This is a genomic window from Microbacterium sp. MMO-35, from assembly GCF_037147555.1.
GTDB lineage: Bacteria > Actinomycetota > Actinomycetes > Actinomycetales > Microbacteriaceae > Microbacterium.
The window spans coordinates 18,819-32,350 of the sequence record NZ_JBBCVH010000014.1; the positions used below are offsets into that span (position 1 = coordinate 18,819).

General features: G+C 71.7%; 12 protein-coding genes. 4 read left to right on the forward strand and 8 right to left on the reverse strand.

What is annotated here, in order from left to right:
* Positions 1–6 precede the first annotated feature (6 nt).
* A complete protein-coding gene (ku, locus tag WFJ01_RS18040; RefSeq protein WP_251447127.1) occupies positions 7–837 on the reverse strand; it encodes a non-homologous end joining protein Ku in 831 nt (276 codons plus the stop codon).
* 46 nt (positions 838–883) lie between these two features.
* Between ku and ligD the strand changes: the two genes are divergently transcribed.
* Positions 884–2,878, forward strand: coding sequence for a non-homologous end-joining DNA ligase (ligD, locus tag WFJ01_RS18045; RefSeq protein WP_336629911.1), 1,995 nt, complete (start codon positions 884–886; stop codon positions 2,876–2,878).
* Between the two features lie 15 nt (positions 2,879–2,893).
* Here the strand turns inward: ligD and WFJ01_RS18050 are convergent, their stop codons facing one another.
* The 4 genes from WFJ01_RS18050 to murI all read right to left on the reverse strand — a co-directional run bounded on the left by WFJ01_RS18050 (position 2,894) and on the right by murI (position 6,102).
* A complete protein-coding gene (locus WFJ01_RS18050) occupies positions 2,894–3,826 on the reverse strand; it encodes a cation diffusion facilitator family transporter (RefSeq protein WP_292888617.1) in 933 nt (310 codons plus the stop codon).
* A 112-nt stretch (positions 3,827–3,938) separates the two neighbouring features.
* On the reverse strand, positions 3,939–4,529 hold the full coding sequence (rdgB, locus tag WFJ01_RS18055) for an RdgB/HAM1 family non-canonical purine NTP pyrophosphatase (protein WP_336629912.1): 591 nt from the start codon (positions 4,527–4,529) through the stop codon (positions 3,939–3,941).
* On the reverse strand, positions 4,526–5,272 hold the full coding sequence (gene rph / locus WFJ01_RS18060) for a ribonuclease PH (RefSeq protein WP_251447115.1): 747 nt from the start codon (positions 5,270–5,272) through the stop codon (positions 4,526–4,528). The genes rdgB and rph overlap by 4 nt, the downstream gene beginning before the upstream one ends.
* The gene (murI, locus tag WFJ01_RS18065) at positions 5,269–6,102 is read right to left on the reverse strand and encodes a glutamate racemase (RefSeq protein WP_292888621.1); all 834 of its coding nucleotides are present in this window, start codon (positions 6,100–6,102) and stop codon (positions 5,269–5,271) included. Before murI ends, rph begins: the two co-directional genes overlap by 4 nt.
* 70 nt (positions 6,103–6,172) lie before the next feature.
* On the opposite strand from murI, the gene WFJ01_RS18070 reads away from it, so the two are divergent.
* Positions 6,173–7,495, forward strand: coding sequence for a nicotinate phosphoribosyltransferase (locus WFJ01_RS18070; RefSeq protein ID WP_336629913.1), 1,323 nt, complete (start codon positions 6,173–6,175; stop codon positions 7,493–7,495).
* Between the two features lie 48 nt (positions 7,496–7,543).
* On the opposite strand, the gene WFJ01_RS18075 is transcribed toward WFJ01_RS18070, so the two are convergent.
* The 3 genes from WFJ01_RS18075 to WFJ01_RS18085 all read right to left on the reverse strand — a co-directional run bounded on the left by WFJ01_RS18075 (position 7,544) and on the right by WFJ01_RS18085 (position 11,315).
* The gene (locus tag WFJ01_RS18075; protein ID WP_045272272.1) at positions 7,544–7,810 is read right to left on the reverse strand and encodes a DUF3039 domain-containing protein; all 267 of its coding nucleotides are present in this window, start codon (positions 7,808–7,810) and stop codon (positions 7,544–7,546) included.
* A 62-nt stretch (positions 7,811–7,872) separates the two neighbouring features.
* The gene (locus WFJ01_RS18080) at positions 7,873–9,441 is read right to left on the reverse strand and encodes a hypothetical protein (protein WP_336629914.1); all 1,569 of its coding nucleotides are present in this window, start codon (positions 9,439–9,441) and stop codon (positions 7,873–7,875) included.
* Positions 9,417–11,315, reverse strand: a complete 1,899-nt coding sequence (locus WFJ01_RS18085) for an ABC transporter ATP-binding protein (RefSeq protein ID WP_336629915.1) — start codon at positions 11,313–11,315, stop codon at positions 9,417–9,419. Before WFJ01_RS18085 ends, WFJ01_RS18080 begins: the two co-directional genes overlap by 25 nt.
* A 350-nt stretch (positions 11,316–11,665) precedes the next feature.
* On the opposite strand from WFJ01_RS18085, the gene WFJ01_RS18090 reads away from it, so the two are divergent.
* The gene (locus WFJ01_RS18090; protein ID WP_292888629.1) at positions 11,666–12,358 is read left to right on the forward strand and encodes a phosphocholine cytidylyltransferase family protein; all 693 of its coding nucleotides are present in this window, start codon (positions 11,666–11,668) and stop codon (positions 12,356–12,358) included.
* A gap of 91 nt (positions 12,359–12,449) precedes the next feature.
* Positions 12,450–13,448 carry a hypothetical protein gene (locus WFJ01_RS18095; RefSeq protein ID WP_251447100.1) on the forward strand — a complete coding sequence of 333 codons (999 nt, stop codon included), beginning with the start codon at positions 12,450–12,452 and terminating at the stop codon, positions 13,446–13,448.
* The last annotated feature ends 84 nt before the right edge of the window (positions 13,449–13,532 follow it).

Genomic DNA, 13,532 nt, shown 5'->3' on the forward strand with positions numbered 1-13,532 from the left:
CCGGGCTCAGCCCGCGTCGCGGACGCCCGCGTCGCCCTTCTCGGAGGATGCGGCGCGTGCGGCCTTCGACTTCTCGACGCTGGCCCGCAGGGCCTCCATGAGGTCGATGACCTCGCCGCCCTTCTCGGCCGGCGCGAACGTCTCCTCCGTCTCGAACGCCTCCCCCTTCTCGATCTTGGCGTCGATGAGGGTGCGCAGCTCGACCTGGTACTCGTCGACGAACGCGTTCGGATCGAAGTCGCCCGAGAAGCCCTCGACGAGGCTCGCGGACAGCTCCAGCTCCTTGTCCGAGATCGTGACGTCCTCCGTGAGCGCGGGGAAGTCCGCCTCGCGCACCTCGTCGGCCCAGAGCAGCGTCTGCAGCACGAGCACGTCGCCGCGCACCCGCAGCGCCGCCAGGCGCGTCTTCTGCCGCAGCGTGAACCGCACGATCGCCGTCCGATCGGTGGCTTCGAGGGTCTTGCGCAGCAGCACATAGGCCTTGGGGGACTTCGAGTCCGGCTCCAGGTAGTACGCCTTGTCGAGCGTCAGCAGATCGACCTGGTCCGAGGGCACGAACTCCACGACGTCGATCTCGCGGCTGCGCTCGGCGGGCAGCGACTCCAGGTCTTCCTTGGTCAGGACCACGGTCTGCGTCTCGTCCTGGTAGGCCCGGTCGATCTCGGAGTAGGCGACGGTCTCGCCGCAGATCTCGCACACCCGCTTGTACCGGATGCGCCCGCCGTCCGCATCGTGCACCTGGTGCAGCGCGACATCGTGGTCCTCCGTCGCCGAGTACACCTTGACCGGCACGTTGACCAGGCCGAAGGTGAGCGAGCCCTTCCAGATCGTCCTCATGGCACCAGTACACACCACGCGCACGGGGGCGGGATAGCCTGACGGCATGGCAGAGGGCCCGCAGTTCGTGCGCATCGGCGAGCGAAAGCTGCGCGTCACGAACCTCGACAAGGTCGTCTATCCCGAGACCGGCACCACCAAGGGCGAGGTCATCGACTACTACGCGCGGATCGCCCCGCTGCTGCTGCCGGTCGTCGAGGGACGCCCCGTCACGCGCAAGCGCTGGGTCGAGGGCGTCGGCACCGAGGCGGATCCGCAGGGCTCGTTCTTCGCGAAGCAACTCGAACCGGGCGCCCCCGGGTGGATCCGCCGCCAGGAGATCCCGCACTCCGGCGGCGCCAAGGACTACCCGCTCGTCGACGAGGTCGCGACCCTCGTCTGGATGGCCCAGGTCGCCGCGATCGAGCTGCACATCCCGCAGTGGCGCTTCGCCCCCGACGGAGGCCGGGGCAATCCCGATCGGCTCGTGCTCGACCTGGATCCGGGCCCCGGCGTGACGCTGGCGCAGTGCGCGGAGGTCGCCTTCCTCGCCCGCGGGATCCTGGACGGGATGAGCATGGACGCGGTGCCCGTGACGAGCGGCAGCAAGGGCATCCACCTGTACGCGCCGCTTCCCGGCGACCGCACGAGCGACGAGATCTCCGCCTTCGCGCACGCCCTGGCGCGGGCGATCGAGACCGATCGGCCCGACCTCGTCACGAGCGTCATGACCAAGACCCTGCGCGCAGGGAAGGTCTTCCTCGACTGGAGCCAGAACAACGGCAAGAAGACGACGATCGCGCCCTATTCGCTGCGCGGCCGCCCCCAGCCCTGGGTCGCGGCCCCGCGCACCTGGGAGGAGTTGCAGGATCCGGACCTCCGCCAGCTGCGGTTCGACGAGGTGCTGGAGCGGGCCGAGCGCGGGCTCGATCCGTTCGCCGCGATCACGACCGCGGCTCCGATGCGGTCCGCGGTCTCGACCCGGGCCGCGACGCCCCGTTCCGGGGCATCGGACGCCGGGGAGTCCGGCCCCGCTCGCACCCGCAGCACGCCCCCACGCCTCGACGCTCCCGAGGCGGAGACGCCGGACACCCCCGTCCCCGTCTACTCCCCCATGCTCGCGGAGCACGGCACGCCCGGCACGGCGCGCGGGCTCGGCTGGGCCGAGATCAAGTGGGACGGGATCCGCGCGATCGGCACCTGGTCGGGGGGCCGCTTCCGGCTCCGGGCCCGCAGCGGCACCGACATCACGGACCGCTATCCCGAGCTCACCGCCGACGGCGCACCGGGCTTCCCTGTCGGGGAGGCCGTGGTCGACGGCGAGATCGTGGCGTTCGACGCGGCGGGCCGGCCCAGCTTCCACCGCCTGCAGGATCGGATGCACCTGACCCGGGCGCGCGAGATCGAGCGCGAGGTCGTCCGCACCCCGGTGCGCTACCACCTGTTCGACCTGCTGCGCCTCGAGGGCCACGACCTGACCCGTCTGCCTTTGCGGGATCGCCGGGAGCTGCTGGAGCAGATCGCGACGGACCTCCCCGCACCGGTGATCGTGCCGCCCGTCTTCGACGATGTGGACGCCGCCCTCGCGACCAGCGCCGCGCTCGACCTCGAAGGAGTGGTGGTGAAGGATCCCGCCTCCGGGTATCTTCCCGGCGGCCGTTCCCCGCGGTGGCAGAAGCTCAAGCTCACCCGCACCCAGGAGGCGGTGATCGTGGGGATCCGGCCCGGCAAGGGCGACCGCGCGGGGCGCATCGGGTCGCTGCTGCTCGCCATCCCCGAGCCCGCGCTGCCGTCGGGGCTGCGCTACGTCGGACGCGTCGGGACCGGCTTCACCGACCGGGCGCTGCACGACCTCGGCGCACGGCTGGAACCGCTCCGCTCCTCCGCGCCTGCCGTGGACGGCGTGCCGGTCGCCGACGCCTCGGACGCGCTCTGGGTGCGCCCCGAGCTCGTCGGAGAGGTGGAGTTCGCGAACTGGACCGACGACGGCGTGCTGCGGCACGCGCGATGGCGCGGACTGCGGCCCGACAAGCGCCCGGACGAGGTGGTCGTGGAGGGCTGAGACCCTGCGAAGCCCTCAGGCGTGCACGGCCTCGCAGTCGCCGGCGCTGCCGGATCCCGAGGCGTCCGGCTCGATCTGGAACGTGGAGTGCTCCACGTCGAAATGATCCGCGAGGCAGGACTGCAACTGCGCGAGCAGACCCGACGCGCCCCCGTCGGCGAGTGCCGCGGGCTGCACGGACACGTGCGCGGTGAACACGGGCGCCCCGCGGGTGAGCTGCCACACGTGCACGTCATGCACGCCGGTCACACCGGGGTAGTCGAGAAGGTGCTGACGGATCTCGCTCACCGCGGTGCCCTTCGGCGCCGACTCGGCGAGCACCGAGAACACCTCGCGCAGCAGCGAGACCGCCCGCGGGATGATCATCGCGGCGATGATGAGCGAAGCGATGGCGTCGGCGGGCATCCAGCCCGTGGTGATGATGACGATCGCGGCGACGATCACCATCGCGGAGCCGATCAGATCCCCCATGACCTCCAGGTACGCGCCGCGCACGTTGATGCTCGTGCGCTGCGCGGCGCTGAGCAGCCACATCGAGACGCCGTTCGCCACGAGCCCGACGGCGGCGACGGTCAGCATGAGGGGACCGGCGACCTCGACCTCGGACGGATGCAGCAGCCGCGAGACGCCCTCGAACGCCACCCAGGCAGAGAGCAGGATGAGGATGATCGCGTTGACGAGCGCTCCGAAGACCTCGGCGCGCTGGTATCCGAAGGTGCGCCGGTCGTCGGCGGGACGGGCGGCGACCGCGCTCGCGATGAGCGCGATGACGAGGGCGGATGCGTCGGTGAACATGTGCGCCGCGTCGGCGAGCAGTGCCAGCGACCCGCTGAGGATCGCCCCGACCACCTGCACCAGCATGATCGTGCTGGTCAGCGTGAGGGAGATCGCGAGCAGGCGACGGTGACCTGCGGAGCGGATCCCGGAGGCGGGGGCGTGATCGTGCATGCCTCCAGGGTAGAGCCGAGATCCCCCGGTCGGAGGCGTTTTCGCCTAGTCGGGAATGGGGATGATTCTCACTAGCGACCGACGCGGCCCTGCCGGGCCGCGACCGCCGGGCTCAGAGCTCGGCGAGCAGCGGCACGAGCGCCACGAAGGCGCGCGCGCGATGCGACTGCGCCTGCTTCTCGTCGGAGGTGAACTCCCCGACCGTGCGCTCGGGATCGGACTGCCCCTCGGGCACGAACACCGGGTCGTAGCCGAATCCGCCCTCGCCGGCGGGGGCGTGCGCGAGCCGGCCCGGCCACTCGCCGCGGACGGTCCATTCCCGCAGGTCGGGCAGGGCGAGCGCGATGACGCTGACGTAGCGGGCGGCTCGGTGCGGATCCGCGATGTCCCGGAGCTGGTCCAGGAGGAGCTCCCGGTTCGCGACGTCGTCCTTCTTCTGCCCCGCCCAGTACGCGGAGAACACCCCGGGCGATCCGCCCAGCACGTCCACCGCGATCCCCGAGTCATCGGCGAGCGCCGGGAGTCCCGTGTGCGCGGCCGCGGCGCGCGCCTTGATGAGCGCGTTCTGCTCGAAGGTCACGCCGTCCTCGACGGGCTCCGGTCCGTCGTAGCCCACGACCTCGAGATCGGGCCGGGTCGCGGCCACGATCTGGCCGAACTCGGCGACCTTGTGCGCGTTGTGCGTCGCGAGGACGATCCTCACGCCCGCTCCTCCGCGAGGGTCGCCACCTGGCGGTCGCGCAGGTCGGCGCAGCCGTTCACGCCGAGCTCGAGCAGGGCGTCGAGCTCGCGCTTGTCGAAGGGGGCGCCCTCGGCGGTCCCCTGCACCTCGACGAAGAGACCGCGTCCGGTGACGACGACGTTCATGTCGGTCTCGGCGCGCACGTCCTCGACGTAGGCCAGATCGAGCATGGGCTCGCCGTCGATGATGCCGACCGAGACCGCCGCGACGGAGTCGTGCAGCACCTGGGCCTTCTGCCCGATGAACTTCTTGCGCCGACCCCACTCGATCGCGTCGGCCAGGGCGACGTACGCCCCGGTGATCGCCGCGGTCCGGGTGCCGCCGTCGGCCTGCAGGACGTCGCAGTCGATCACGATGGTGTTCTCGCCGAGCGCCTTGGTGTCGACCACGGCGCGCAGGGCCCGGCCGATCAGGCGGGAGATCTCGTGCGTGCGTCCGCCGATGCGGCCCTTGACGCTCTCGCGGTCGTTGCGGTCGTTGGTGGCCCGCGGCAGCATCGCGTACTCGGCCGTGACCCAGCCCTTGCCCTTGCCGGTCAGCCAGCGCGGCACGCCGTTGGTGAACGACGCCGTGCACAGCACCTTGGTGTTCCCGAAGCTGATGAGGGCGGATCCCTCGGCCTGGGCGCTCCAGCCGCGCTCGATCGTGATCGGGCGGAGCTGGTCGACGGTGCGGCCATCGGCGCGGACGGTGGACTCGGTCATGGGATCTCCTTGAGGTGGGGAAGGTCGATGACGCCGGTCTGCACCAGCCGCACGCCGCGCACCTCCTGGCCCATCAGGCGGTTGGCGAGGGCGGTGAAGTCGTCGGCCGAGGCGCCGGTCGCCTCGTACACGTAGCGCGGGCGGGCATCGGGCGAGGCGAGCAGGTCGCCGCGGACGAGCTGCCGGTACACGTCGCCGGCGGTCTCGTCGTCGCTGGAGACGAGCGAGACGCCCTCCCCCATGACGTAGCCGATCGCGCCGCGCAGGAACGGATAGTGCGTGCAGCCCAGCACGAGCGTGTCGACCTCCGCATCGCGCAACGGCGCCAGGTACTCCTCGGCGACCCGGAGCACCTCGGGGGTGTCCGTGATCCCCGCCTCGACGAACTCGACGAAGCGCGGGCATGCCGCCGTGAACACGGCGAGGTTCTCATTCACCTCGAGCATGTCCTGATACGCGCGGGATCCGATCGTGCCGATCGTGCCGATCACGCCGATCCGGCCGTTGCGCGTGGTCGAGATCGCCCGGCGGACGGCCGGGCCGATCACCTCGACGACGGGCACGTCGTAGCGCTCGCGGGCGTCGCGCAGCATCGCCGAGGAGGCGGTGTTGCACGCGATCACGAGCATCTTCACGCCCTGGTCGACAAGGGTGTCGAGCACTTCGAGCGAGTAGCGGCGCACGTCGGCGATGGGCTTCGGCCCGTACGGCGAATGGGCCGTGTCGCCGATGTAGACGAAGGACTCCCGGGGCAGCTGCGCGCGGATCGCGCGCGCCACGGTGAGGCCGCCGACTCCGGAGTCGAAGATCCCGATCGGCGCGTCGTTCATGATGATCCAGCCTAGTCGGCGCACGCGTCCCCACGCGCAGGTCGCGCCCCGCGCCCGTATGCTGATCGCCATGACCGCGTCCAGCGCCCTCAAGACCGATCGCTACGAGCTCACGATGCTGGAGGCGGCGCTGCGCGACGGCACCGCCTCGCGGCAGAGCGTGTTCGAGCTGTTCTCCCGGCGTCTGTCCGGCGGACGCCGCTTCGGAGTGGTGGCCGGCACCGGGCGCCTGCTCTCCCTGCTTCGCGACTTCCGGTTCGGCGACGAGGAGCTGCGCTACCTCCGTGACGCGAAGGTCGTGGACGCGGAGGCGCTCCGCTACCTCGAGGGCTATCGCTTCTCCGGCACGATCCGCGGCTACCGCGAGGGCGAGCTGTACTTCCCCGGATCCCCGATCCTCACCGTCGAGGGCACCTTCGCCGACGCCGTGATCCTGGAGACCCTGGCGCTGAGCGTGCTGAACCACGACTCGGCCGTCGCGACCGCGGCCTCGCGGATGAGCATCGCCGCCGGAGAGCGCCCGCTGGCCGAAATGGGGTCCCGGCGCGCCGCGGAGGACTCGGCCATCGCGGCCGCTCGGGCCGCGTTCATCGCGGGCTTCGGCGCCACCAGCAACCTCGAGGCGGGGCGCACCTGGGGCATCCCCACGATGGGCACCGCGGCGCACTCGTGGACCCTGCTGCACGACAGCGAGGAGGACGCCTTCCGCGCCCAGATCGCCGCGCTCGGCACCGGCACGACGCTGCTCGTCGACACCTACGACATCCGGCAGGGCGTCGAGACGGCCATCCGCGTGGCGGGCACGGAGCTGGGCGGGGTGCGCATCGACTCCGGCGACCTGCCGATCATGGCGGCCGAGGTGCGCGCGCAGCTCGACGAGCTCGGCGCGACCGGCACGCGGATCACCGTGACCAGCGATCTGGACGAATACGCGATCGCTGCCCTCGCCGCGTCGCCGGTGGACGCCTACGGGGTCGGGACCTCGGTCGTCACCGGCTCCGGCTACCCCACCGCGAGCATGGTCTACAAGCTCGTCGCCCGCCAGGGCGCGGACGGAGGCTGGGTCGCGGTGGCCAAGGCTTCGGCGGACAAGGCCTCGAAGGGCGGGCGCAAGGCCGCGTTCCGGGTGCTGGCCGACGGGGTCGCGCAGTCCGAGACCGTGCTCGTGGCCGACGGCTTCGAAGAGCTGGGTGCGCAGGACCACCCCGACGGGCGTCCGCTGCAGGTCACCCTCGTCGAGGGCGGCGAGATCGACACCGCGTTCGAGGGACCCGCCGGCACCGTCGCGGCCCGCGAGCACCACCTCCGGGTGCGGGAGGAACTGCCGGTGCGCGCCCTCGCGCTCAGCAAGTCGGATCCGGCGATCCCCACCGTCTTCGAGGACGTCCGCTAGACCCGGGCGTTTCCCGATCGAGAGGCGGAGCGACGCGTCGAAAGGTCGTCAGCCGACCATCGACTCGTAGATCTCCTTGCAGGTGGGGCACACGGGGAACTTCTCCGGATCACGACCCGGGGTCCATTTCTTTCCGCACAGGGCCCGCACGGGCTTGCCGGTCAGAGCGGACTCGAGGATCTTCTCCTTCTTCACGTAGTGGGAGAACCGCTCGTGGTCTCCCGGCTCCTGGAGCTCCTCGTTGAGGAGCTGCTCGAGTTCGCGATCGAGGGTGGCGACGCCGCCCTGATCCGGGGCGTCCAGCGGGGTACTCATGACGGCGAGTCTAATCGCGCGGCGCCGCTCGGGCGCCGCGCGATCGAGGATCCGTGATCCGCTCAGACCGTCTCGACGAACTCCATCAGCTCGGCACCGCGTCGATCGAACGCCCAGGCGCCCGTGCGGACGCCCGCGGCGAAGACCAGCACGCCGGTGACCAGCCCGGTCCACAGCGCCGGCGCCGTCGACGCCGTGTCGTCGGTGAGCGCGTGCCACGCCAGCAGAAGGGTGGGCAGGCTCAGCACCACGGCTCCGATCAGGGCCCCGGCCTGGCCCAGCGCGCCGCCGCGCGAGCGCTGCGGCTGCTGGAACGGGCTGTCGCCGGGACGGGACACGCCGTACGGCGCCACCGCCGAGACCACGCTGGAGATACCGAGGCCGGTCAGCAGCAGGCTCGTGACCACGCCGATGAGCACCGGGAGCAGCGACCAGCGTCCGATCACCGCGAGGGTGACCGGGATCGCCACCGCGAGCGTCGGGACGGCGATGAGCACGACCGGAACGAGGCGTCCGAGTCGATCGGGCACCCCGCGGACGCCGCTGGCGACGTGGATCCAGAACGCCGTGGAGTCGTAGGCGACGTCGTTGTGCGGCAGCCATCCGAAGAACAGGGCCATCACCGCGACCGGCAGTGCCGCGGCGACCGAGATCGGCACACCCGCGACGAGCAGCGGCACGGCGGTGAGCACTCCGGCGACGGGCACGATCACGACGTTGATGATGTAGCGGCGATCACGCAGCCAGTACACGAGGCTCCGTGCCGCCACGGCGCCGAACGCGTTCGACGGCAGCAGAGCGAACCAGCCGAGGCCGGGTCGCTCGCGCACCGCAGTGGGCCGCTCCCGGGTGGTCAGGGCACGGTGCACGAGCGCGAGCCAGCCTGCCGCGACACCCACGACGCTCAGCACGGCGACGACCCCGGCCACCCAGGCGGCGCCGGTCTGCCCTGCGGTGACCAGGAACGGGAAGGCCGCGGAAGCGCCGAGGGGCGTCATTCCGAGCACCGCGGCCGCCGAGTGCAGGAGCGGCGGAACCGCGCCGGCCCAGCCGAGGGAGGCGACGAACACGCCCACCGGCACGGCCACCACGATCACGGCGAGCGCGAACAGCGCGGTGAGCTCCCGCGAGCGCCGCTCCGGCAGCAGTCGAGCACTGAGCGCCATCCCCGCCCTCGCCGCCAGCACCGCGGTGGCGAGTGTGACCAGTCCGGACAGCACGGCGACCGCCCACGGCGCGCCGAACGAGATCGCGACCCCGACCACCGCCCCCTGGACCAGCAGCAGGGCCAGGCTCGGCACGCTGACCAAGGCGGCGAGCGCGAGGATCGCCGGGAGCCGCCGCTCGTCGACGCCGAAGACGGCGAAGCGGCGCGGATCCAGCTGATCCACCGAGCCTGCGAGGATGGGCGCGACGAAGAAGCCCAGCACCACGGCCGAGCTGCCCAGCACGATCACCGTGTGCGCGGCAGCCTCCGAGGTCTGCGACAGGCTGCGGATGGCGATGACGGCGACGGCCGTCGCCGCGGCGGTGAGCAGCAGCGCCGCCACCGTCCTGGCCACCCGGCTGCGATCGCCGCGCAGGGCGCCGAGCGCGAGCATCAGCCTCAGGCGGAGAACGTGTGCAACCACTCCAGGCCCTCCACCTCGCCGGCCGAGCCGGACAGCTCGACGAACCGCTGCTCGAGGGTCTGGCCCGCCCGCACCTCGTCGACGGTGCCCTCGGCGAGGACCTCTCCGCCCACGATGATCGCGATCCTCTCGCAGACCTGCTCGATCAGGTCCATGCCGTGACTGGAGAGGATGACCGTGCCGCCGTGGGCGACGTACGCACGGAGGATGTCGAGGATGACGCCGGACGACACCGGGTCGACCGACTCGAACGGCTCGTCCAGCACCAGCACGCGCGGGGAATGGATCATCGCACCGGCGAGCATGATCTTCTTGGTCATGCCGGCGGAGTAGTCGGAGACCACCCGGCTGAGCGCGCCGGTCAGATCGAAGGCGCGGGCGAGATCGGCGACGCGCTTCTCGACGACATCGGCGGCGAGGCCGCGCAGCAGCCCGTAGTAGTGCAGCAGCTGTCTGCCGGTGAGCCGGTCGAAGGTGCGCAGCCGGTCCGGCAGCACACCGAGCGCCTTCTTCGCCGCGGCGCTGTCGGTCCTCTGGTCGATGCCGCTGATCAGCACCGTCCCCGCGTCCGGGCGCAGGAGCCCCGCGATGATCGACAGCGTGGTGGTCTTGCCCGCGCCGTTGGGGCCGACGATGCCGTAGAAGGATCCCGCGGGGGCGGTCAGGTCGATGCCGCCGACCGCGACGGTGTCCCCGAAGCGCTTCACCAGCCCGCGGACGACGAGCGCCTGCCCCTCGTGCGACGCCGATACCCGGTCGTCTTCGCCCGGAGCATCAGGCTCGGGCGCCGCCGGCGCCGGAGCGGCCGCGCTCTCGGCGCCGATCCCGACGGGGTCGGACGGCTCGTCCGCCACGGCCGGATCCGATGCCGTCGTGCTCTCCGGCGCGGTCGGTGCGACCGGCGCCTGCTCGGCATCCGTCACCGCTGCGTCCGCCGTCGCCTCCGCCGCCCTCGACGTGGCTTCCCCCACCGGCCCAGCCGCCCCAGAATCGCTGTCCACAGAAGCATCATGCCCTGCGGCATTCCCTTCAGGCGAGGGGTTCTCGACGGTCTCGTCCGCCGCAGGGGCCGCCTCCTCCGCGGAGGAGGTCGCCTCGTCCGCGGAGGTGGTCGTCTCCTCCGCGGTGGTGGTCACCTCGTCTGCGGTGGTGGTCGCCTCGTCCGCGGAGGTGATCGTCTCCGCGGTCGTGGTCGTCTCGTCGACGGTCGTTGCCGGCTCGGCGGGGGCGGTGGGCGCCTCACCCGCGGTCGCGGTCGCGGCCGCAGCAGCAGCGGCAGCGGCAGCGGCAGCCGTCGGAGCCTTCCGTGGCGCCCGCCGGGCAGTCGTGGCCTTCGGGGTGGTGCTCTTCGCCGGGGTGCGCTTCGCGGCCGCGGTCCTCGACGCGGTGGTGCTCTCCCCCGCGGCGGCGCTCTTCGCGGCGGCGGTGGTCTTCGCGGACGTGGTCTTCGCGGACGTGGTCTTCGCCGTCGTGGCCTTCGCGGCGGTGCTCTTCGCGGTCGTGGTCCGCGGTGTCGTGGCCTTGGCCGCCGTGGTCCGGGCCGTCGAGGTCTTCGCGGCTTGCCGCTTCGGCGCAGCGCCGGCACCTTCGTCCGCGGCGCCCCCCGACGCTGCGGCGGGTGCCGTCGCACTCTTCGCGGCCGTCGCCTTCTTCGTCGTCGTGCGCGCCGTCCGCGCGGGAGCCGGCGTCGCGGCCTTGACCGCCGCGACCTTGGCCGCCTGCGCCTTGGCGTTCTCGGAGGCGGCCTGCGCCTTGGCGGCGGCCGCCTTCTCGTTCGCGGTCTTCGTCGCGGCGGTGCGCGCCGCGGTCGTGCGCGCTGCCGTGCGCTTGGCCGTGGCCGAGCGCACGGCAGCGGCCTCCCCTTCGGCCTTCACGCGCGCGGTCTACGCGGCCGTCTCCTTTGAGGTGCCGGAGGCGGTCCGGCGAGGCCTCGAGGGAGGAGAGGAATCCTTGGGCGCACGGGGGTCATGGGATGCTCCGGTCATGCCTTTCACGGTATCAACCGACGGCGACGAGGACGGGGGCGACGACCCGAACCGACGTGATCGGGGCCGGAACCGGATCCTCTGACGAACCTGGGAATGCACCGAGCACTCGATAACGGAATGGCATCTCGCCCCTCCTCCGCATGTCCCGCGCGGGGCGGATCGATACCATGGCTTCTGGCACGAGGAAGTGTCCCATCGGTGACTTGACCGTGAACACACGTAACAGGAGCATTTCTGTGACTCTTCAGACCATCATTCTGGCTGCCGGGATGGGCTCGCGCCTCGGGCGCTCCCTCCCCAAGCCGCTGACCGAGCTCAACGACGGACGCTCGATCATGCAGCAGCAGCACGACAACATCCATGCGGCCTTCGGCGAAGACGTGCGCATCACGACCATCGTCGGCTACCGCGCCGAGACGATCATCGAGGCCTTCCCCGATGTGAACTACGTGCACAACGAGCGCTACGACCAGACCAACACGTCCAAGAGCCTCCTGCGCGGTCTCTCCGCGACCGGACGCAGCGGCGTGCTCTGGATGAACGGCGATGTCGTCTTCGACCCGCGCATCCTCGGCCGCGCGATCGCGTTCATCGAGCGCGACCAGTCCTTCGTCACCGTCAACACCGCCAAGGTGAGCGACGAAGAGGTCAAGTACACGGTCGACGCCGAGGGATACATCAAGGAGCTCTCCAAGACCGTCAAGGGCGGCATCGGCGAGGCCGTCGGCATCAACTACATCTCCTCGCGCGACAAGCAGGCGTTCCTGCGCCAGCTCCAGCGCGTCGACGACCAGGACTACTTCGAGCGCGGCCTCGAGCTGGCGATCGTCGAGAACGGCCTCCTCCTGGAGCCGATGGACATCTCCGACCTCTACGCGGTCGAGGTCGACTTCGCCGAGGACCTGGAGCGGGCGAACCTGTTCGTCTGACCCCTTCCCTCCGAGCGGGCCCGTGCGATGAGCACGGGCCCGCTCGCGTTAACGGCCGATCTTCAGACGGAGCCGTCCTAGGCTCTGGTCCATGGGGAAGAGCGATGCGAAGCGCAGCAAGCGCGACCAGTCCGTGCAGCGGATCCACTCCCTGCCCGACGACGCCCCGTGGGCCGGCGGGCTGCCTCCGGCGGGATCCTCCGAGCACCCGATGCACATCCGCGGTCTCGACCGGGTCCTCGCCGTGCAGCGTCCGCTCGTGCTCGCGCACATCCGCAGCATCCGGCTGCGGCACCCCGACGCCACACCGTCGCAGATCATCACACTGCTGGAGCGCCGTTACCTCGCCGCGGTGACGACCGGAGGAGCCGCGGTCGGCGCGACGGCCGTGATCCCCGGCATCGGCACCGGGGTCACCCTCGCGCTGTCCGGCGTCGAGACCGCCGGGTTCGTCGAGACGACGGCGCTGTTCGCCCAGTCGATCGCCGAGGTCCACGGCATCACCGTGGAGAATCCCGATCGCGCCAGGGCGCTCGTGATGACCCTCATGCTCGGCAAGGAGGGCGTGGATCTGATCCGCCAGCTCGCCGGGCAGGCGACGGGCAAGGGCGCAGGCCGTCCCGCCTACTGGGGCGAGCTCGTGACCAAGTCCCTCCCCCGGGCGGCGGTGGGTCCGCTGGCCGACCGGCTCAAGAGCATGCTGATCAAGCAGTTCGCCGGCGTCGGCGGCGCCTCGTTCCTCGGCAAGGCGCTTCCCTTCGGCGTGGGGGCGGTGATCGGCGGCGCGGGCAATCACGTGCTGGGGCGGCGCGTGCTGACCAGTTCCCGTCGCGCCTTCGGACTCCCGCCGCAGACGCTGCCCGCCGAGCTCGAACCGCAGGAGGGCGCCCAGCGCATCGAGCGCAGGATCGCCCGGGGTGCGCAGCTCGCAGGCGCCGCCGTCGCCGGAGCGGCCGGATCCGCGGCGCGCGGCGTCGGCGTGGTCGGCCGACGCGCGGCGGAAGTCGTGCGACGCCGCCCCGCGCCGGTGTCGGCACCCGAGGCGCCCGGCCCGGAACTGCATCCGACGGCGCCGGATCGGGAGCTCTGAGCGGTCCGCACAGCGGCGCTTCCGGAGGAGTTCTGCACAACCGTCGTCGCGACCGCGTCCGACGGCGCCGAGCCGTCGGCACCC

Excerpts from the sequence above, each read along its gene's own strand:
- ku (WP_251447127.1), bottom strand. The coding sequence starts at position 837 with ATGAGGACGATCTGGAAGGGCTCGCTCACCTTCGGCCTGGTCAACGTG.
- ligD (WP_336629911.1), top strand. The coding sequence starts at position 884 with ATGGCAGAGGGCCCGCAGTTCGTGCGCATCGGCGAGCGAAAGCTGCGC.
- WFJ01_RS18050 (WP_292888617.1), bottom strand. The coding sequence starts at position 3,826 with ATGCACGATCACGCCCCCGCCTCCGGGATCCGCTCCGCAGGTCACCGT.
- rph (WP_251447115.1), bottom strand. The coding sequence starts at position 5,272 with ATGACCGAGTCCACCGTCCGCGCCGATGGCCGCACCGTCGACCAGCTC.
- murI (WP_292888621.1), bottom strand. The coding sequence starts at position 6,102 with ATGAACGACGCGCCGATCGGGATCTTCGACTCCGGAGTCGGCGGCCTC.
- WFJ01_RS18070 (WP_336629913.1), top strand. The coding sequence starts at position 6,173 with ATGACCGCGTCCAGCGCCCTCAAGACCGATCGCTACGAGCTCACGATG.
- WFJ01_RS18075 (WP_045272272.1), bottom strand. The coding sequence starts at position 7,810 with ATGAGTACCCCGCTGGACGCCCCGGATCAGGGCGGCGTCGCCACCCTC.
- WFJ01_RS18095 (WP_251447100.1), top strand. The coding sequence starts at position 12,450 with ATGGGGAAGAGCGATGCGAAGCGCAGCAAGCGCGACCAGTCCGTGCAG.